16 protein-coding genes are annotated in these 17,633 nt (G+C 65.9%); 9 read left to right on the top strand and 7 right to left on the bottom strand.

Features of this window, described 5'->3' with window-relative positions; translation table 11 throughout:
• The first annotated feature begins 90 nt into the window (after positions 1-90).
• Positions 91-966 carry an LOG family protein gene (locus tag HUK68_RS07605; protein ID WP_175503641.1) on the top strand — a complete coding sequence of 292 codons (876 nt, stop codon included), beginning with the start codon at positions 91-93 and terminating at the stop codon, positions 964-966.
• Positions 967-983: 17 nt separating this feature from the next.
• Here the strand turns inward: HUK68_RS07605 and HUK68_RS07600 are convergent, their stop codons facing one another.
• The 6 genes from HUK68_RS07600 to HUK68_RS07575 form a co-directional block, all read right to left on the bottom strand.
• Positions 984-2,186, bottom strand: coding sequence for an MFS transporter (locus HUK68_RS07600; protein ID WP_175503640.1), 1,203 nt, complete (start codon positions 2,184-2,186; stop codon positions 984-986).
• Positions 2,183-3,796 carry a DNA recombination protein RmuC gene (locus HUK68_RS07595; RefSeq protein WP_175503639.1) on the bottom strand — a complete coding sequence of 538 codons (1,614 nt, stop codon included), beginning with the start codon at positions 3,794-3,796 and terminating at the stop codon, positions 2,183-2,185. Before HUK68_RS07595 ends, HUK68_RS07600 begins: the two co-directional genes overlap by 4 nt.
• A 72-nt stretch (positions 3,797-3,868) precedes the next feature.
• Complete coding sequence (locus HUK68_RS07590; RefSeq protein ID WP_175503638.1) at positions 3,869-4,873, bottom strand: 2-hydroxyacid dehydrogenase; 1,005 nt, start codon at positions 4,871-4,873, stop codon at positions 3,869-3,871.
• Between the two features lie 25 nt (positions 4,874-4,898).
• Positions 4,899-6,314 carry a sodium:proton antiporter gene (locus HUK68_RS07585; protein ID WP_175503637.1) on the bottom strand — a complete coding sequence of 472 codons (1,416 nt, stop codon included), beginning with the start codon at positions 6,312-6,314 and terminating at the stop codon, positions 4,899-4,901.
• A gap of 17 nt (positions 6,315-6,331) precedes the next feature.
• Positions 6,332-7,540, bottom strand: coding sequence for a nicotinate phosphoribosyltransferase (pncB, locus tag HUK68_RS07580; RefSeq protein WP_175503636.1), 1,209 nt, complete (start codon positions 7,538-7,540; stop codon positions 6,332-6,334).
• 94 nt (positions 7,541-7,634) lie between these two features.
• A complete protein-coding gene (locus HUK68_RS07575; protein ID WP_175503635.1) occupies positions 7,635-8,096 on the bottom strand; it encodes an acyl-CoA thioesterase in 462 nt (153 codons plus the stop codon).
• 242 nt (positions 8,097-8,338) lie between these two features.
• Between HUK68_RS07575 and HUK68_RS07570 the strand changes: the two genes are divergently transcribed.
• The 4 genes from HUK68_RS07570 (at position 8,339) to HUK68_RS07555 (ending at position 11,544) form a co-directional block, all read left to right on the top strand.
• Complete coding sequence (locus HUK68_RS07570; protein ID WP_175503634.1) at positions 8,339-8,884, top strand: phasin family protein; 546 nt, start codon at positions 8,339-8,341, stop codon at positions 8,882-8,884.
• Positions 8,885-9,143: 259 nt separating this feature from the next.
• A complete protein-coding gene (locus tag HUK68_RS07565; protein ID WP_175503633.1) occupies positions 9,144-10,193 on the top strand; it encodes an extracellular solute-binding protein in 1,050 nt (349 codons plus the stop codon).
• Between the two features lie 134 nt (positions 10,194-10,327).
• Positions 10,328-10,687, top strand: a complete 360-nt coding sequence (gene copM / locus HUK68_RS07560; protein ID WP_390887768.1) for a CopM family metallochaperone — start codon at positions 10,328-10,330, stop codon at positions 10,685-10,687.
• Between the two features lie 98 nt (positions 10,688-10,785).
• Positions 10,786-11,544, top strand: a complete 759-nt coding sequence (locus HUK68_RS07555; protein ID WP_175503632.1) for a 3-hydroxyacyl-CoA dehydrogenase — start codon at positions 10,786-10,788, stop codon at positions 11,542-11,544.
• Between the two features lie 43 nt (positions 11,545-11,587).
• On the opposite strand, the gene HUK68_RS07550 is transcribed toward HUK68_RS07555, so the two are convergent.
• Positions 11,588-12,637: a LacI family DNA-binding transcriptional regulator gene (locus HUK68_RS07550; protein ID WP_175503631.1), complete on the bottom strand. Its 1,050-nt coding sequence runs from the start codon at positions 12,635-12,637 to the stop codon at positions 11,588-11,590.
• Between the two features lie 113 nt (positions 12,638-12,750).
• Here HUK68_RS07550 and HUK68_RS07545 point away from each other — a divergent pair, with 113 nt between their 5' ends.
• From HUK68_RS07545 to HUK68_RS07530, 4 genes are all read left to right on the top strand, one after another.
• Entirely contained in the window at positions 12,751-13,779 is a 1,029-nt protein-coding gene (locus HUK68_RS07545; RefSeq protein ID WP_175503630.1) for a TRAP transporter substrate-binding protein, read from the top strand.
• 105 nt (positions 13,780-13,884) lie between these two features.
• On the top strand, positions 13,885-15,762 hold the full coding sequence (locus HUK68_RS07540) for a TRAP transporter large permease (protein WP_175503629.1): 1,878 nt from the start codon (positions 13,885-13,887) through the stop codon (positions 15,760-15,762).
• Positions 15,763-15,814: 52 nt separating this feature from the next.
• Positions 15,815-16,357 carry a VOC family protein gene (locus tag HUK68_RS07535; RefSeq protein ID WP_175503628.1) on the top strand — a complete coding sequence of 181 codons (543 nt, stop codon included), beginning with the start codon at positions 15,815-15,817 and terminating at the stop codon, positions 16,355-16,357.
• Between the two features lie 10 nt (positions 16,358-16,367).
• A complete protein-coding gene (locus tag HUK68_RS07530; RefSeq protein WP_175503627.1) occupies positions 16,368-17,633 on the top strand; it encodes a ribulose-bisphosphate carboxylase large subunit family protein in 1,266 nt (421 codons plus the stop codon).

Raw genomic sequence — 17,633 nt, 5'->3', positions numbered from 1 at the left:
TAGTGGACTCAGCGGCAGTGCACGGCGTGCGCGCCGCAATGGGGATCGTGGTGTCCGGCGCCCAGCGCGCTTTCAACTTGTCGAGGCTACATGAAAATTTCCACTCCACTTTCCGAACTCGATGTCGCCGATGCCTGGGCTCAGTTGCACGACCAGGCCCACAACGGCGCCGTGCTGCAACCCAATTCGAACCGCCTCGCATTTGCCGACCCGGAATTCATGTTCCGGCGCGAAACCCGCGGCATCCGCATGCAGCTCGAACTGCTCAAACCCGACGTCGCGCAGCGCGAACACGGCATAGAACACACCGTGGTGGTGTATGGCAGCGCGCGCTTCGTCGATCCCGAGCAGGCGGCGATCCAGCTCGAGGAGGCGCAGGCCAGCGGCGACGCGGCGCGTGTGCTGCTGGCCCGGCGGGCGGTGCGCAACGCCGAGCGCTATGACCAGGCACGCCAGTTCGCGCGCATCGTGGCCACCGACAGCCTGAAGCAGGCGCCGCAGGAGCGCCTCTACATCTGCACTGGCGGCGGCCCCGGCATCATGGAAGCCGCGAACCGCGGCGCGCACGATGTCGGCGTGGACAACATCGGACTGAACATCGCCCTGCCCCACGAGCAAAGCGGCAACCGCTTCATCACGCCCGACCTGAGCTTCAAGTTCCACTACTTCGCGCTGCGCAAGATGCACTTCCTGATGCGCGCCAAGGCGCTGGTGGCGTTTCCCGGCGGCTTCGGCACGCTGGACGAACTGTTCGAGGTGCTGACCCTGGTGCAGACGCGCAAGAGCCGGCCCGTGCCGGTGATCCTGTTCGGCAGCGAATTCTGGAAGAAACTGCTCAACTTCGATTTGATGATCGAAGAAGGCACGATCTCGCCCGCGGACCGCGACCTGTTCCACTACACGGACGATCCGGCCGAAGCCTGGATGCTGATCAAACGTTATTACGAGATCGGGCAGAAGACCTAGGGGTCTCCCCCCTGCGCTCAAGGCGGCAATTCAGCCGCCTTTTTTTCGGCCTCCGGCGCCCGCAGCCCGATGCCCCAGGCCGCGCGGATGCCGCACGACACGCCCACGCCCACGGACCAGAACAAGGCCGAGATGCCGATGACGCCGCCAGCCGCGCCAAACAGCATGGGCATGGCCACGCTCGAGGCATTGATGACCATCAGCCGCAGTCCCAGCGCCTCGCCCTGGCGGTGCGGCGGCGTGATCTGGTGGAGCATGCTCATCACCATCGGCTGCACCGAGCCCAGCGAAAAGCCCAGCAGCACCGAGCAGATGCCCATGGTCAGCGCACCCTGCGTGAACGGATAGATCACAAACAGGCAGGCCGTCGCGGCCATGGCCACTGCAATGACCGCGCCTTCGCGCAGGCGGTCGGCAATCAGCGGCATCAGCAGCCGCACCGCGGTGGCCGCCACCGCAAACAGGCCCAGCAGCGTGCCGATGACCGAAGCGCTCATGCCGCGCTCGTGGCCCAGCAGCGGGAGCACGAAGGTGTGCACGTCCCAGCTCGCCGACTGCAGCCAGTTGACGATCAAGATGGTGCGGAACGCCGGATCGTTGAGCAGATCCCAGGCGCGCTGGCCGTCGGGCTGGGGCTGGCGCGGCGCGGGCGGCGTCTCGCGCGTCTGGCGCACCCAGAGCCAGGCGCAGACCGGGCTCAGCGCCAGCAGCCCGAAGGCCACGCGGTAGCCCGACAGCGGACTTTCGCCAAACGTTGCATGGTCGATGAGCAAGCCGGTGAAGAACGGGCCGATGAAATTGGCAATGGCCGGGCCGATGGCCAGCCAGCTGAACACCTTCTTGAGTTGCGCCGGGTCGTGCGTGGCGCGGCCTGCATGGCGCTGCACGGCGATCACGACGATGCCCGCGCCCCCGCCGGTGCACAGCGCCGCGAAGCACAGCACGGCAAAGGTCGGCAGCAGCATGGCCGCGGCGCAGCCGGTGCTGGCCATCAGCATGCCGATGAAGAACGGCCGGCGCAGCCCGTGGCGATCGGCAAAGCGTCCCGCGGGCAGCGCCAGGAACACCTGGGTCAGAGCAAACAGCGCCAGCAGCACGCCGACCGCGGACGCGCTGTAGCCCTGCTTGAGCGCCAGCAGCGGCGCGGCCAGGCGCACGCCGGCCATGGTGGCATGCACCGCGACCTGGGAAGCAATGACCTTGAACAGCGCCGCGTTCACGGCGCGCTGTCCGGCTGCCCGGCGTCGGCGTCGGCCTCCGCGTCGTCGTGGTCCGGCAACGCCAGCACCGAAACCGCCGTGGCCACGGGCGCGGGCAGGTCCTGCACATCGCGCAGCTTGCGCTGGATGGCGCGCGTGCGCACACCCACTTCATCGAACTTGCGCGCCGCGGCATCGATGGATTTCTTGGTCGCGGCCACCACGTCGCCGAACTTGGCGAATTCGGTCTTCACGGCGCCCAGCAGCCCCCAGACCTCCGACGAACGCTGCTCGATGGCCAGCGTCTTGAAGCCCATCTGCAGGCTGTTGAGCATGGCGGCGAGATTGGCGGGGCCGGTGATCATCACGCGGCAGTCGTTCTGGATGGCTTCGACCAGGCCGGGCCGGCGCATGACTTCGGCGAACAGGCCTTCCGTGGGCAGGTAGAGCACGGCGAAGTCGGTGGTGTGCGGCGGCGACACGTACTTCGCGTAGATCTTGCGGGCCTCGAACTTGATCGAGTTCTCGAACGCCACGCCCGCGCTCTGCACCAGCGCACGGTCCGCCACATCCTGCGCATCCATCAGCCGCTGGTAGTGCTCGACCGGGTACTTGGCATCGATCGGCAGCCACACCGGCTGCTCGCCCGACGGGCCCGGCAGGCGGATCGCGAACTCGACCAGCTCGTCGCTGCCCGGCACGGTCTTCACATTGCGCGCGTACTGCGCCGGCGTGAGCACGTTGTCGATGATCGCGCCCAGCTGCATTTCGCCCCAGGTGCCGCGCGACTTCACATTGGTCATCACGCGCTTGAGATCGCCGACGCTGCCGGCCAGGGTCTGCATCTCGCCCAGGCCCTTGTGCACCTGCTCGAGCCGGTCGCTGACCAGCTTGAACGACTCGCCCAGCCGCTGCTCCAGCGTGGCATGCAGCTTTTCATCGACCGTGCGGCGCATTTCCTCGAGCTTGGCCGAGTTGTCCGACTGGATGGCGGCAAGCCGCTCGTTGAGCGCGCTGCGCAGCTGCTCGGCGCTGCTCTGGCTGCCCTGCACCAGGCCGCCGAGCTGCTGCGTCACGGCATCCTGCAGCACGCCGAACTGATGGCGGATCTGGTGGCCGTTGCCTTCGAGCTGGTCCTTGAGCGCGGTCGACATGGCCGTGAGCTGGCTCTGCACATCGCCCTTGAGCGAGTCGAGCGTGCCGCGCGTGGCTTCGGACAATGCCTCGAAACGCTGCTGGATGCGCTGCTCGAACAGGCTGGTGCTGTCGGATAGCGCCTGGCGCGAGCGCGTGCTCTCGCCGGTCAGCGCCGCCGTCGTCGCCGTCAGTTCGCGGCGAAAACCCGACAGCGCATCGCCCAGCGCGGCGCGCGTGGCGTCGGCATCGGCGCGGGCCTGGGCCAGCTGCGCGCGCAGCTGCTGGCCCATGCTCTCGAGTGCGCCGTCGCTGCGCGCGATGGCCAGCTGCGTGGCTTGCACGCTGCGCTCGAGCGCCTGCAGCTGCGCCTGGATTTCGCCCTGGATCCCGGCGGCCTCGCCGCCATCGCTGCCCTGGCGCCGCAGCAGGGCCAGGATCTGCAAAACCACCACCAGCGCAAGCGCTGCGAGCACGACAAGGGATTCGAAAGACAAGGTGATACTTCAAGAAGAGGAGCGCCGCGCGGCACTCCGGACCGCAAGGAATGGGCCGCCCGCGGCCCGCCGTCAGGCCGCGGCGCGCCCGCGCGCGGCGCCGGTATCGGGCGTGTTCACCGCCGTGAGCACGTCTTTGCCGGCAAAGAACGCCAGCAGATTATCCGCCGCCAGACGGGCCATTGCACAGCGTGTGGCCAGGGTGGCGCTCGCGATATGCGGTGTCAGCACGATATTCGGCACGCTGAGCAGGTCGGGATGCACCTGTGGCTCGCCCTCGAACACATCGAGCCCCGCCGCGGCAATGGTGCCCGCGCGCAGCGCCTGCGCCAGCGCCGCGTCGTCGACGATGCCGCCGCGCGCGATATTGATCAGCGTGGCCGTGGGCTTCATCTGCGCCAGCTCGGCCGCGCCGATGCTGTGATGGCTTTCGGCCGAATACGGCAGCACCAGCAGCAGATGGTCGGCGCGGCGCAGCAGCTCCTGCTTGCCGACATAGCGCGCCTGGCATGCGGCTTCGAGATCGGGCGCGAGCTGCGAACGGTTGTGGTAGAGCACCTGCATGCCGAAGCCCAGCGCGCCGCGCCGCGCAATCGCCTGGCCGATGCGGCCCATGCCCAGGATGCCCAGCGTCGAGCCATGCACCTCGGCACCCGCAAACAGGTCGTAGCGCCAGGATTGCCACTTTCCCGCGCGCAGATAGTGCTCGCTTTCGCTGATGCGCCGGGCCGTGGCCATGAGCAGCGCGAAGCCGAAGTCGGCGGTGGTCTCGGTCAGCACATCGGGCGCATTCGTGCCCTGCACGCCGGCCGCGGTCATGGCGGGCACATCGAAGTTGTTGAAGCCCACGGTCATGTTGGCCACGATCTTCAGCCGCGGGCAGGCGGCCAGCAGTTCGGCATCGATGCGCTGCGTGCCGGTATCGAGCAGCGCGTCCTGGTCCTGCAGGCGCGCGATCAGCTCGGCGCGCGACCAGTGCACATCATCGGGGTTGGCCTGCACCTCGCAATGCGGCGACAACTGCGCCACGACCTCGGCAGGCATGGCGCGCGACAGGAGAACACGGGGACGCGGCATCGGCATCGTTCCTTCTTGCGGCTCCTCAAAGGAACCAGATCCAGGTCATCACGGCAAACAGCGGCAGCAAAATGCCGCCCGACCACAGCATGTAGCCGAAGAAACTCGGCATCTTCACGCCGCGGTCCTCGGCGATGGCCTTGACCATCAGATTGGGCGCGTTGCCGATATAGGTGTTGGCGCCCATGAACACCGCGCCCGCCGAGATGGCCGCCAGCGTGGGCGCCAGCGTGGTCATCAGCAGCTGCGGGTCGCCGCCCGCGGTGTTGAAGAACACCAGATAGGTCGGCGCATTGTCGAGGAAGGAGGACAGCGCGCCCGCGGCCCAGAAATACATGGCCGGATCGGGCGTGCCGTCGGCCCGGGTGACCGCGCGCACGATGGCGCCAAACGGGCCATCGACGCCGGCCTTGAGCATGGCGATGACGGGGATGATGGTCAGGAAGATGCCCGCAAACAGCTTCGCGACTTCGGCCATCGGCGCCCAGCCGAACTGGTTGCGCTGGTGTACCTCGAGCGGCGTGATCCGCAGCGACACCCAGACCACCGCCAGCAGGCCCAGGTCGCGCACCAGCCCCGGCAGGCCAACGGCCGTGCCGGCGATGTCGAACGCCACCTGCGACTTCCAGAAGCCGCTGAGCAGTACCAGCGCAACGATCACGCCCAGCAGCGCGAAGTTGGCCTTGCCGTCAAAGCCGAAACGCTCGGCGCCGCCGCTGGCATCGGCTGCGGGCAGCGCCCATTCGCCGGGCCGGCGCATGAACCAGCTGTCGAGCGCGAAAAACAGCACCAGCAGGCAGCCCACCAGGAACAGCGTCTCCGGGAAGATGTGCCGCAGCGTCCAGAAGAAATCGACGCCCTTGAGGAAACCCAGGAACAGCGGCGGATCCCCCAGCGGCGTGAGCGACCCGCCCGCGTTCGACACGATGAAGATGAAGAACACCACGATATGCGCGGTGTGCCGCCGCCCCTCGTTGGCGCGGATCAGCGGGCGGATCAGCAGCATCGACGCGCCGGTCGTGCCCATGAAGCTGGCCAGCACCGCGCCGGTGGCAAGAATGCCGGCGTTGAGCGCCGGCGTGCCGCGCAGGCTGCCGCGGATGTAGATGCCGCCGGCCACGGTGAAAAGCGCCAGCAGCAGGATCACGAACGGCAGGTACTCGGCCAGCAGCGCATGCACCAGGCCCACGCCCGCCGCGCCCAGGCCGAAATGCGCGGCAAACGGCAGCAGAAAGGCCAGCGCCCATCCCGCGGTGACCTTGCCGAAATGGTGGTGCCAGAAGATCGGCGCGAACAGCGGCACCAGCGCGATCGACAGCAGCAGCCCGGCAAAGGGCACGCCCCACCAGACCGGCAGGGCGCTGCCATCGATGTCGGCCGCCAGTGCCCAGCCGGGCAGCAGCGCCAGAGCGGCCAGCGCCGCGACACGCAGAAGTTTCATAAACACGGGGTCCTGATTCAGTTCGATGGGGCAATCTCGAACACCTGGCGCAGATAGGCCAGGTATTTTTCATCGTCGCACATGCTCTTGCCCGGCGAATCGGACAGCTTGGCCACGGGCTGGCCGGCGCAGCGCGTCATCTTGATCACCACCTGCAGCGGCTCGTAGCCCAGGTCGTTGGTCAGGTTGGTGCCGATGCCGAAGGCCAATAGGCAGCGCCCGCGGAAACGCTCGAACAATGCAATGGTGCGTGGAATGGTGAGTGCATCGCTGAAGATCAGTGTCTTGGTCAGCGGGTCGACGCGGTTGATGCGGTAGTGTTCGAGCAGCCGCTCACCCCAGGTGAACGGGTCGCCGCTGTCATGGCGCGCGCCATCGAACAGCTTGCAGAAATACAGGTCGAAGTCGCGCAGGAAGGCGCTCATGCCGTAGACATCGGACAACGCAATGCCCAGATCGCCGCGGTATTCGCGCGCCCAGGATTCGAAGCCGAACACCTGGCTGTCGCGCAGCCGCGGCCCGAGCGCCTGGCAGGCCTGCAGGTATTCGTGCGCCATGGTGCCCAGCGGCGTCACGCCCAGCTTCATCGCATAGAGCACATTGCTCGTGCCCGCGAACTGGCCTTCGAGGCGGTTGCCCGCCGTGCGCCCTTCCCCCGTGCCCAGGCGCGCGCAAAGCACGCGCAGCACTTCCTCGTGCCAGGCGCGGCTGAAACGCCGGCGCGTGCCGTAATCCGCAATCTTCAGCGTCTCGAGGCCCGGCGCCTGCAGCTGCTGCACCTTTTCCTCGAGGCGCCGGCGCCCTTCGGGGAAGTCGGGCGCCTTCTGGGTGTTGCGGAAGTACACCTCGTTGACGATGGCCAGCACCGGGATCTCGAACAGGATGGTGTGCAGCCAGGGCCCGCGGATGGTGATGTCGATCTCGCCACTGGGCAGCGGCGTGACCTCGATGTACTTCTCGTTGAGCCGGAACAGTCCGAGGAAGTCGATGAAGTCGCTCTTGATGAAGCGCAGGCCGCTCAGGTAGGCCAGCTCGGCATCGCGGAACTGCAGGTCGCAGAGGCAGCGGATCTCCTCGCGGATCTCGTTCACATAGGGCGCCAGTTGCACGCCCGGGTTGCGGCACTTGAAGCGGTATTCAACCTGCGCACTGGGAAACTGATGCAACACGACCTGCATCATCGTGAACTTATACAGGTCGGTGTCGAGCAAACTGGTGATGATCATGGACGCGACGAGGGAGGGTTCCCCCCGGCTGGCAATGGCAGGCAACCCACAGTGTAGGCGAATTGACCCCGGCGCCGGGCCGGGGACCGGGGACTCAGGCGCCGGTCAGCGCCTGCAGCACCTCGCGCAATCTGGCCGGCAAGGCACACGGCCGACGGGTCTTGCGGTCGACATAGACATGGATGAAATGGCCGGCCGCGGCGGTGCTGGCTTCGCCCTGCGCAAACAGCCCCACCTCGTAGCGCACGCTGCTGCCGCCGATGCGCGCCACCCGGATCCCGGCATCGACCGCCTGCGGAAAGGCCAGGGGCGCGAAGTAGTCGCACTGGGTCTCGACCACCAGTCCGATCACTTCGCCATGCTCGATATCGAGCGCACCCTGCTCGATCAGGTGCGCATTCACCGCGGTATCGAACCAGCTGTAGTAGACGACGTTGTTGACATGTCCATAGACATCGTTGTCGCTCCAGCGCGTGGAAATGCTGCGGAAGGCACTGTAGGAAGAACGTGGCTGCGGGGCGGGCCGCACGGCGGCAGGGGAAGAAGCTTCAGGCATGGCCCGGCATTGTGCCGTGCTGCCACGCGGTTGTCGCTCCCTTCGAACCCGCACGCCGCATGGCAAGCCCGTGACAGTGCCACAGCCGCCAGGGTCATTTGCTGCGTTGCAACAAAAAACTTGCAGCGCCACGCGAAATGCCTAGAATCGCCGTTATGCTGCACTGCAACATGACCGAGGTCATCAGCGCAGATGTGTCGCCCGCTGGGTTCTTTCCACAACGCCACTCAAGGAGAAATCACATGTCGCTGACCCCCGAAGCCATCCTGAACGCCCACAAGTCCAACCTGGAGACCCTGTTCGGTCTGACCCAGAAAGCCTTTGACGGTGTGGAGAAGCTGGTCGAACTCAATGTCGCTGCCTCGCGCGCCGCCCTGTCCGATGCCGCCAGCCACAGCCAGCAACTGCTGGGTGCCAAGGATGCCCAGCAACTGCTGGCGCTGCAGGCGCAATGGTTCCAGCCCCTGGCCGAGAAGACCGCTGCCTACAGCCGCAGCCTGTATGACATCGCCAACGGCACGGGAGCGGAACTCGCCCAGACCGTCGAAGCGCGCTCCGCCGAACTGCAGAAGAACCTTGGCGACCTGATCGACAGCACCACCAAGAATGCGCCTCCAGGCACCGAAGCCGCCGTGGCCGTGCTGAAGAACTCGATCTCCGCCGCCAACAACGCCGCCGAATCGGTGCAAAAGGCCGTGAAGCAGGCATCGGACATGGCCCAGGCCAATATCCAGGCGGCTTCGCGCAATGTGTCCGACGCGGTCAAGAGCAGCACGCAACAAGGTTAATTGCTGTTTTTTTTGTTACGGGTCTTCCCTAGTGCAGGGATTACCCGCATAATAGACCCATCGTTCAGGCGCAAGCCCGAACCACCAGTTGTCTCCTTGGATCCTCTCGAAACCCCCGTTTCCTGGATCCTTTCAAGCCCGGTCTTTGGCCGGGCTTTTTTTTTGCCTTTTCGGCGGCAGGGCAATCGCGCCGCGTTTTATTGAGAACAATTCGCGTCTGCCGTATGATCGCCCGATTCCATTCCACTCCGGTCACTGCATGACGAAGATTCTCCATACCCTGGTCGCGGCCTGCGCGTTTGCCGCCACCGGCGCCGCTTTTGCCGATGCCGGCGTTGTCAACCTCTATTCCGCCCGCCACTACAGCACCGACGAAGCGCTGTATGACGGCTTCACCAAGGCCACGGGCATCAAGGTCAATCGCGTCGATGCCGACGATGCCGGCATTCTCGCGCGCCTGAAGGCCGAAGGCACGGCGTCGCCGGCCGATGTCATCCTGCTGGTCGACGCCGCGCGCCTGTACCGCGGCGAGGTCGACGGCCTGTTCAAGCCGATCCACTCCAAGGTACTGGAAGACGCGATTCCCGCCAACCTGCGCAGCAAGCCGGCTGCCGACGGCGGCATTTCCTGGTTCGGCCTGTCGACCCGCGCACGGGTCATCGTCTATAACAAGATCAAGGTCAAGCCCGAAGACGTGCAGACCTACGAATCGCTCGCCGATCCCAAGTTCAAGGGCAAGCTGTGCATCCGCTCGGGCTCGCATCCCTACAACCTGAGCCTGTTCGGCGCCGTGACCGAGCACATGGGCGAGCAACAGGCAGAAGCCTGGATCAAGGGCCTGGTGGCCAATCTGGCGCGTCCGCCCAAGGGTGGCGATACCGACCAGATCAAGGCCGTCGCGTCGGGCGAGTGCGATATCGCCGTGAGCAACAGCTATTACCTGGCGCGCATGATCCGCTCGAACAAACCCGAGGACGTGGCGGTTGCCAACAAGGTCGGCGTGGTGTTCCCGAACCAGCAATCCTGGGGCACGCACATGAACATCGCCGGCGGCGCCGTTGCCCGCTACACCAAGAACGAAGCCAACGCGGTCAAGTTCCTCGAGTACCTGGCCAGCCCCACGGCGCAGAATTACTTTGCCAACGGCAACAACGAGTGGCCCGCGGCCAAGGGCGTGCAGCTCGACAACCCGGCGCTCAAGGCCATGACCAACGGCAAGCCGTTCAAGAGCGAGACCATTCCGATCAGCGCCGTCGGCGCCAACATGACCAAGGTCCAGCAAATGCTCGACCGTGCTGGATTCAACTGATCCGGCATCTCATGCACCAAGAGCCCGGCTTCATGCCGGGCTTTTTTTCGCCTCCATCCTGGGTCTTCCAGCGCTTGACCTTGCCACAGTGGCAAGCTTTAGCATCGGTTTTTTGCAGTGACCAGGAAACCAAGATGAAGCTTCTCCCGCCCACCCTGCTGGCCGCCCTGCTGCTGGCCGCCAGTGCCGCCAGCCATGCCCAGCCGCACCAGCACCACGCTGGCGCACCGGCCGCGGCCAACCCGGTGGCCCAGGCCTATCAGCAGGCCAACGACCGCATGCATGCCGATATGTCCATCACGTTCACGGGCGATGCCGATGTGGATTTCATGCGCGGCATGATTCCGCACCACCAGGGCGCGATCGACATGGCGAAAGTGGCCTTGCAGTATGGCAAGGACCCCGAAGTGCGCAAGCTCGCACAGGAGGTCATTGCCGCGCAGGAGGAAGAAATCCAGCGCATGCGCAAGTGGCTCGCGGCGCGCGGCAAATGACACCGGCCTTGCCGCGCTCCAGGTGACAGCGTTTGGACATGGTTTCTTGCCATAATCGGCGTTTACGTTTACGTTCACGTCAATCTAGGAGACAGACCATGGATATCGCAGGCAAGGTTTTCATTGTGACGGGCGGCGCATCGGGCCTGGGCGAAGGCACGGCGCGCATGCTCGCGGCCAAGGGCGGCAAGGTGGTGATTGCCGACATGCAGGATGAAAAGGGCCGCGCCGTGGCGCAGGACATCGGTGGTGCCTTCGTGCATTGCGACGTGAGCAGCGAAGCCGATGCCCAGTCCGTGGTCGAGCAGGCAACGCAACTGGGCAAGCTGATGGGCCTGGTCAATTGCGCCGGCATCGCGCCCGCCGAGAAAACCGTGGGCAAGAACGGCGCACATGCGCTGTCGGTGTTCAGCAAGACCATCAACGTCAACCTGATCGGCAGCTTCAACATGATCCGCCTCGCGGCCGAGGCCATGAGCAGGAATGAGCCCGAAGCCACGGGCGAGCGCGGCGTGATGATTTCCACGGCCAGCGTTGCGGCCTATGACGGCCAGATCGGCCAGGCCGCCTACGCCGCATCCAAGGGCGGCATCGTCGGCATGACGCTGCCGATCGCGCGCGACCTGGCGCGCAACGGCATCCGCAACATGACCATCGCCCCCGGCATCTTCGGCACGCCCATGCTGTTTGGCATGCCGCAGGAGGTGCAGGACGCGCTCGCGGCCGGCGTGCCCTTCCCCAGCCGCCTGGGCACGCCGGGCGACTATGCCAAGCTGGCCTGCCATATCTTCGAGAACGACATGCTCAACGGCGAAGTGATCCGCCTCGACGGCGCGATCCGCCTCGCACCGCGCTGAGCGCGCGCACGCCGGGCCGCAGCAGCCCGGAGCTCCAACCGGCTCAAGGCAGGTTTTCGCGAAAGATCACCAGCGTTCGCGCGGGATCGACGCCGATCATGGCATCGCGCCTTTCCCGCAGGTTGGTGAAGATGCGCACGCAGCCCATCATCGCAGCTTGCGGGCTTTGCGTGATGACCGCGTCCATGCTGCCATCGATCAGCATGGCGCGCGTGTCGGGCGTGAGACCGTGGCCAATGAACACGACCCTGTGCGCGCGCCCCGTTTCCTTGAGCGCACGCGCCACTCCGTCGGAGGCACCGCCGATGTTGTAGATGCCCGCGAGGTCCGGATACTGCTCGAGCAGCGTGCGCGTCTGGGTGTAATTCTTCTGCGCGTCGTCATGCCCCTCGCGCAGCCCCACCACCTGCAGCGCCGGGAACATTTCCTCGATCACATGCAGGAAGCCCGCCTCGCGCTCCTCATGCGCGCTGTAGCTGCGCGAACCGGCGATCAGCGCCACCTTGGCGGAGCGCGCTCCCGCGCCAATGAAGCGCCCGACCAGATAGCCTGCGGTGCGGCCCGCGGCCCGGTTGTCGAGCCCGACATAGGCGGCGCGGCGCGAGCCGGCCAGGTCGGAGATCAGCGTGATGGTCGGCACGCCGCGGTCGGCCAACTGGCTCACGGCCTCGCGCACCACGGGATGCTCGAGCGCCATGAAGACAATGCCATCGCAGCGCTCGCCCAGGCGCAGCAAGCGCTCGGCAAGCCGGTGTGGATTGAAACTCTCGAATTGCTCGCTGCGGCATTTGACGTTGAACGGCGCCAGCTGCTCCTGCGAATAGTCCAGCGTGTCGCCGAGCATGCGGATGAAGCGGTTGTTGCCGTCGGGCAGCAAAAATACCAGCCGCATTGGCGCCGCCGCGAGCGCCGCGTACAAGCCGGTCTCGGGCAGGTAGTCGAGCTCGGCCGCGGCCTTGAGGACCTTTTGCGCCGTGGCATCGCGCACGCCGGGGCGCCGGTTGAGGACGCGGTCGACCGTGGCCGTCGATACCTTGGCGGCGCGCGCGATGTCCGCGACACGCGCGCGCTGCGGTTCAGGGTCTGCCCTCATACATCAAAACCCATCATTTTTTTGATTTGACGATCCATCGACCAACGCCTATCGTTGCGTGGCTTTCATCCAATGATGCATCAAAACGCATCAAAATAAAACTGGAGACAAACATGGCCGAAGTCACCCGCCGCAGCCTGCTGCGCAGCCTGTCAGTGGTTCCCGCAGCTTCCATTGCCACCGGCATGGCGGCTTTTCCATCGATCGCGCGCGCTGCGGAGTTCTCGTACAAGTACGGCAACAACCTGCCGGTGACGCACCCGCTGAACATTCGCGCCCAGGAAGCGGCCGACCGCATCCTCAAGGAAACCAAGGGCCGGGTTGAAATCAAGATCTTCCCGAACAACCAGCTCGGCGGCGACACGGACATGCTGGCCCAGGTGCGCTCGGGCGGCATCGAATTCTTCACGCCCTCGGCCCTGGTGATTGCGACCCTGGTGCCGGTGGCGGCGATCAACGCCATCGGCTTTGCGTTTTCCGACTACAACCAGGTCTGGGCGGCCATGGACGGCAAGCTCGGTGCCCATGTGCGCGCCGCGATCGGCAAGATGCGCCTGCATGCCTTCGACAAGATGTGGGACAACGGCTTTCGCCAGACCACCAGCAGCAAGGCGCCCGTGACCGGAGCCAGGGACCTCGACGGCCTGAAGATCCGCGTGCCCGTGAGCCCGCTGTCGATCTCGATGTTCAAGGGCCTGGGCGCCGCGCCCGCGAGCCTGCAGTTCAGCGAGGTCTATTCGTCCCTGCAGACGAAGATCGTCGATGCACAGGAAAACCCGCTGCCCATCATCCAGGTGGCCAAGCTCTACGAAGTGCAGAAATACGCATCGCTGACCAACCATATCTGGGACGGCTACTGGTTCATTGCCAACGGCCGCGCCTGGGACCGGCTGCCGCCCGACCTCAAGGCCATCGTCGCGGCGGCCATCAACGACGCGGGCATGCAGCAGCGCGAAGACATTCGCAAGCTCAACGAATCGGTGGTCGCGGACCTGCAGGCCAAGGGCCTGCAGATCAACCGCCCCGCGGCCGACAGCTTCCGCGCCAAGCTGCGCGAATCGGGCTTCTATGCGGAGTGGAAGAACCGCTTCGGCAACGAGGCCTGGGGCCTGCTCGAGCAGACCGTCGGCAAGCTCGCCTGAGCCGGGGCGGCCATAGTCCGGCCGTCCGCCCCTTCCAATCGCCGTCAAACGCTGCGCCTGCGCACTGGCGCAGGCCCGTCCCTGCCCCGTAGAAAGCTTTCGTCCATGTCCCTCAGTTCAGCCCACGACCCCCACGCACCGCCGGCGAACCCGTTCAGCGCGCGGGCCAGCCGCATCGACCTGCGCCTGGGCGCCGTGGTCGAGGCCATTGCCGCGGCCATCGTGCTGGTGGAGATCGTCATTCTTTTCGCGGGCGTGGTCTCGCGCTACGCGCTGCATGCGCCGCTGGTCTGGTCGGACGAGCTGGCCTCGATCTTCTTTCTCTGGCTGTCGATGCTGGGCGCGGTCGTGGCGCTGCGCCGCGGCGAGCACATGCGCATGACGGCGCTGGTCAGCAAGGTCGGGCCGCAAACGCGCGGTCTGCTCGAAGCACTGGCCATCACCGCCGCGCTGGCCTTTCTGGTCCTGGGCATGGCGCCGGCCTATGAGTACGCCGATGAGGAATCGTTCATCGTCACGCCAGCGCTGGAGATCAGCAATGCCTGGCGCGCTGCGGCCATTCCGGTGGGCGTGGGTCTGATGGCGTTGTTTGCCGTGCTGCGGCTGCTGCGCCTGTGCAGCCTGCGCCAGATCGCGATCACCGCCGCGGCCACGGCCGCCGTCATCGGCGCGTTCTGGCTCGGCCAGCCGCTGTTTGCCACGCTGGGCAAGCTCAATCTGGTGGTGTTCTTCCTGATCGTCGTCGCGGCAACGGTGTTCGCGGGCGTGCCGATCGCGTTCTGCTTTGCGCTGGCCACGTTCGGGTATCTGGCGCTGACCACGCACACGCCGATGGTGGTGATGGTCGGGCGCATGGATGAAGGCATGTCGCACCTGATCATGCTGGCCGTGCCGCTGTTCATCTTCCTGGGCGCGCTGATCGAGATGACCGGCATGGCCAAGGCCATGATCCAGTTCCTCGCGAGCCTGCTGGGCCATGTGCGCGGCGGCCTGAGCTATGTGCTGATCGGCGCGATGTACCTGGTCTCGGGCATCTCGGGCTCGAAGATCGCCGACATGGCGGCCATCGCGCCCGTGCTGTTCCCCGAGATGAAAAAGCGCGGCGCCAAGCCTGGCGACCTGGTGGCGCTGCTGTCGGCCACAGGAGCGCAGACCGAAACCATTCCGCCGTCCATCGTGCTGATCACCATTGGCTCGGTCACGGGCGTGTCGATTGCGGCGCTGTTCACGGGCGGCATGCTGCCGGCGCTGGTGCTGGGCCTGTGCCTGTGCACCGTGGTCTGGTGGCGTTACCGCAAGGAAGACCTGAGCGGGGTGACACGCTACAGCAAAAGCCAGATCGGCAGGTTCTTCGTCATCGCGCTGCCGGCCATTGCCCTGCCCTTCGTGATCCGCGCGGCCGTGGTGGAAGGCGTGGCCACGGCCACCGAGGTCTCGACCATCGGCGTGGTGTATTCGGTGCTGGCCGGCCTGCTCGTCTACCGCCAGTTCGACTGGCGCCGCCTCAAGCCGATGCTCATCGAGACCGCCTCGCTGTCGGGCGCGATCATGTTCATCGTCGGCTGCGCCACCGCCATGGCCTGGGGGCTCACGCAGTCGGGCTTTTCCACCGACCTCGCGCAATGGATGGCCGACATCCCCGGCGGCGCCTACGGGTTCCTGGCGATCTCGATCCTGGCCTTTGTCGTGCTGGGCTGCGTGCTCGAAGGCATTCCGGCCATCGTGCTGTTCGGGCCGCTGCTGTTTCCAATTGCGGTGCAGGCGGGCGTGCATCCCGTGCACTACGCGATGGTCGTGATCTTCGCGATGGGCATCGGCCTGTTTGCACCGCCGATCGGCGTGGGCTACTACGGCGCCTGCGCCATCAGCAAGGTCGATCCCACCGAAGGCATGAAATACATCTGGGGCTACATGGCCGCATTGCTGGTCGGCCTGGTGCTGGTCGCGGCCATCCCCTGGATCTCGATCGGCTTCCTGAAATAGGCGCCGCGCGCACTGCAGTTTCGCTTCCTCTCTTTACAACACGGAAAAAAACATGAGCCGCCATTTTGGAGAAATCCGCCAGCTGGGTTACGTCGTGCACGACATCGAAGCCGCCATGGCGTACTGGAGCAGCACCCTGGGCGTGGGCCCGTGGTTCTACAACCCCAAGGTGCCTATTGAAAACTACCGCTACAACGGCGAGGAACATGCACCGCACAACTCGGTGGCTCTCGCCAACTCGGGCTTTGTCCAGGTCGAACTGATCCAGACGCGCAACGACGTGCCTTCGATGTACCGCGACTTCCTGCAGGCCGGGCGCACGGGGCTGCAGCATGTCGCCTACTGGACCAACAGCTATGACGCCGACCTCGAACGCCTGTTGCAGCAAGGCTTCCAGCCAGTGATGAGTGGCGAAGTCGGCCAGAACGGCCGCTTCATCTACTTCGATACCGAGTACCACCCGGGCACCGTCATCGAGCTGTCCGAAGTCGCCGGACCCAAGGGAAAGATGTTCGACCTGATCCGCGCCGCCTCCGAAAACTGGGACGGCGTCACCGACCCCGTGCGCCCGTTTCCCGACCTGAGCAAACTCTGAACCGCTGCCCATGATTGCCGACCGCTTCGAAGCCACCTATCTGATTGAAACGCCGCTCGCGCCAGCCCATGTCGCCGAGGTCATGGCGGGGGAACAGTCCTGCGGCACCTTCACCCGCGTCGAAGGCGAGACCGATGCGCTGCGCGAGCGCGCGCGCGCCACCGTCGAAGCCATCGACGAACTCGAATCCGTGGCCGCGCCCAGCCTGCCCAATGCGCTGCTCGAGCGCCAGGGCCGCAGCGGCCCGTGGCGGCGCGCGCGCGTGCGGATCTCGTTTCCCGTGGCCAACGTGGGCGCCAACCTTCCAACGCTGGCCGCCACGGTAGCCGGCAATCTCTACGACCTGGGCGAGGTCAGTGGCCTGCGCCTGGAAAGCCTGCAGATTCCCGCGAGCTACCGCGCGCAGTTCGACCTGCCCCAGGTCGGCATTGCGGGCACGCGCCAGCGCACGGGCGTAACCAGCGGCGCGATGGTCGGCACCATCCTCAAGCCCAATGTCGGTTTTTCGCCGGCGCAGACCGCGGAACTGGTGACGCGGCTGTGCGCCGCCGGTGTCGACTTCATCAAGGACGATGAAGTCTGCGCCGACCCCGCCCATGCGCCGCTGGCACAGCGCGTTCCGGCAGTGATGGCCGCCGTGCGCGAGCACCAGCAGCGCACCGGCAAGCATGTGATGGTGGCGTTCAACATCACCGATGAAACGGATGCGATGAAGCGCCATGCCGATCTGATCGAGCGCGAAGGCGGCAGTTGCGTGATGGCCAGCCTTAACTGGTGCGGCTACTCGGCACTGCAGACGCTGCGCCGCCACACCGGCTTGGCACTGCATGGCCATCGCAACGGCTATGGCGCGCTGTCGCGCCAGCCATTGCTGGGCATCTCCTTTCAGGCCTACCAGACGCTGTGGCGACTGGCTGGCGTGGACCATATGCATGTGCATGGCCTGCAAGGCAAATTTTCCCAGTCGGACGAAGAAGTCATTGCTTCGGCGCAGGACTGCTATACGCCGCTGGCCGATGCCATCGACGACCGCGTGCTGCCGGCGTTTTCCTCGGGCCAATGGGCCGGCACCGTGCCTGCGACCTGGGCGGCAGTGCAAAGCGACGATCTGCTGTTCATGTCGGGCGGAGGCATTCTTGCCCACCCGGGCGGGCCGGCCGCGGGGGTGGCGAGCATCCGCCAGGCCTGGGCCGCGGCGCGCGAAGGTGCAGCACTTGCCGACTATGCGCGCAGCGCGCCCGAGCTGGCCGCAGCGCTGGCCTTTTTCGGCAAGTGA

This window comes from Comamonas antarctica (genome assembly GCF_013363755.1).
Taxonomy (GTDB): domain Bacteria; phylum Pseudomonadota; class Gammaproteobacteria; order Burkholderiales; family Burkholderiaceae_C; genus Comamonas; species Comamonas antarctica.
This window is presented reverse-complemented; position numbering and strand designations above follow the sequence as displayed.

Bases quoted from the DNA above. Each gene is read 5' to 3' on its own strand.
- HUK68_RS07605 (WP_175503641.1), top strand. From the start codon at position 91: ATGAAAATTTCCACTCCACTTTCCGAACTCGATGTCGCCGATGCCTGG.
- HUK68_RS07590 (WP_175503638.1), bottom strand. From the start codon at position 4,873: ATGCCGCGTCCCCGTGTTCTCCTGTCGCGCGCCATGCCTGCCGAGGTC.
- HUK68_RS07585 (WP_175503637.1), bottom strand. From the start codon at position 6,314: ATGAAACTTCTGCGTGTCGCGGCGCTGGCCGCTCTGGCGCTGCTGCCC.
- pncB (WP_175503636.1), bottom strand. From the start codon at position 7,540: ATGATCATCACCAGTTTGCTCGACACCGACCTGTATAAGTTCACGATG.
- HUK68_RS07575 (WP_175503635.1), bottom strand. From the start codon at position 8,096: ATGCCTGAAGCTTCTTCCCCTGCCGCCGTGCGGCCCGCCCCGCAGCCA.
- HUK68_RS07570 (WP_175503634.1), top strand. From the start codon at position 8,339: ATGTCGCTGACCCCCGAAGCCATCCTGAACGCCCACAAGTCCAACCTG.
- HUK68_RS07565 (WP_175503633.1), top strand. From the start codon at position 9,144: ATGACGAAGATTCTCCATACCCTGGTCGCGGCCTGCGCGTTTGCCGCC.
- copM (WP_390887768.1), top strand. From the start codon at position 10,328: ATGAAGCTTCTCCCGCCCACCCTGCTGGCCGCCCTGCTGCTGGCCGCC.
- HUK68_RS07555 (WP_175503632.1), top strand. From the start codon at position 10,786: ATGGATATCGCAGGCAAGGTTTTCATTGTGACGGGCGGCGCATCGGGC.
- HUK68_RS07550 (WP_175503631.1), bottom strand. From the start codon at position 12,637: ATGAGGGCAGACCCTGAACCGCAGCGCGCGCGTGTCGCGGACATCGCG.
- HUK68_RS07545 (WP_175503630.1), top strand. From the start codon at position 12,751: ATGGCCGAAGTCACCCGCCGCAGCCTGCTGCGCAGCCTGTCAGTGGTT.
- HUK68_RS07540 (WP_175503629.1), top strand. From the start codon at position 13,885: ATGTCCCTCAGTTCAGCCCACGACCCCCACGCACCGCCGGCGAACCCG.
- HUK68_RS07535 (WP_175503628.1), top strand. From the start codon at position 15,815: ATGAGCCGCCATTTTGGAGAAATCCGCCAGCTGGGTTACGTCGTGCAC.
- HUK68_RS07530 (WP_175503627.1), top strand. From the start codon at position 16,368: ATGATTGCCGACCGCTTCGAAGCCACCTATCTGATTGAAACGCCGCTC.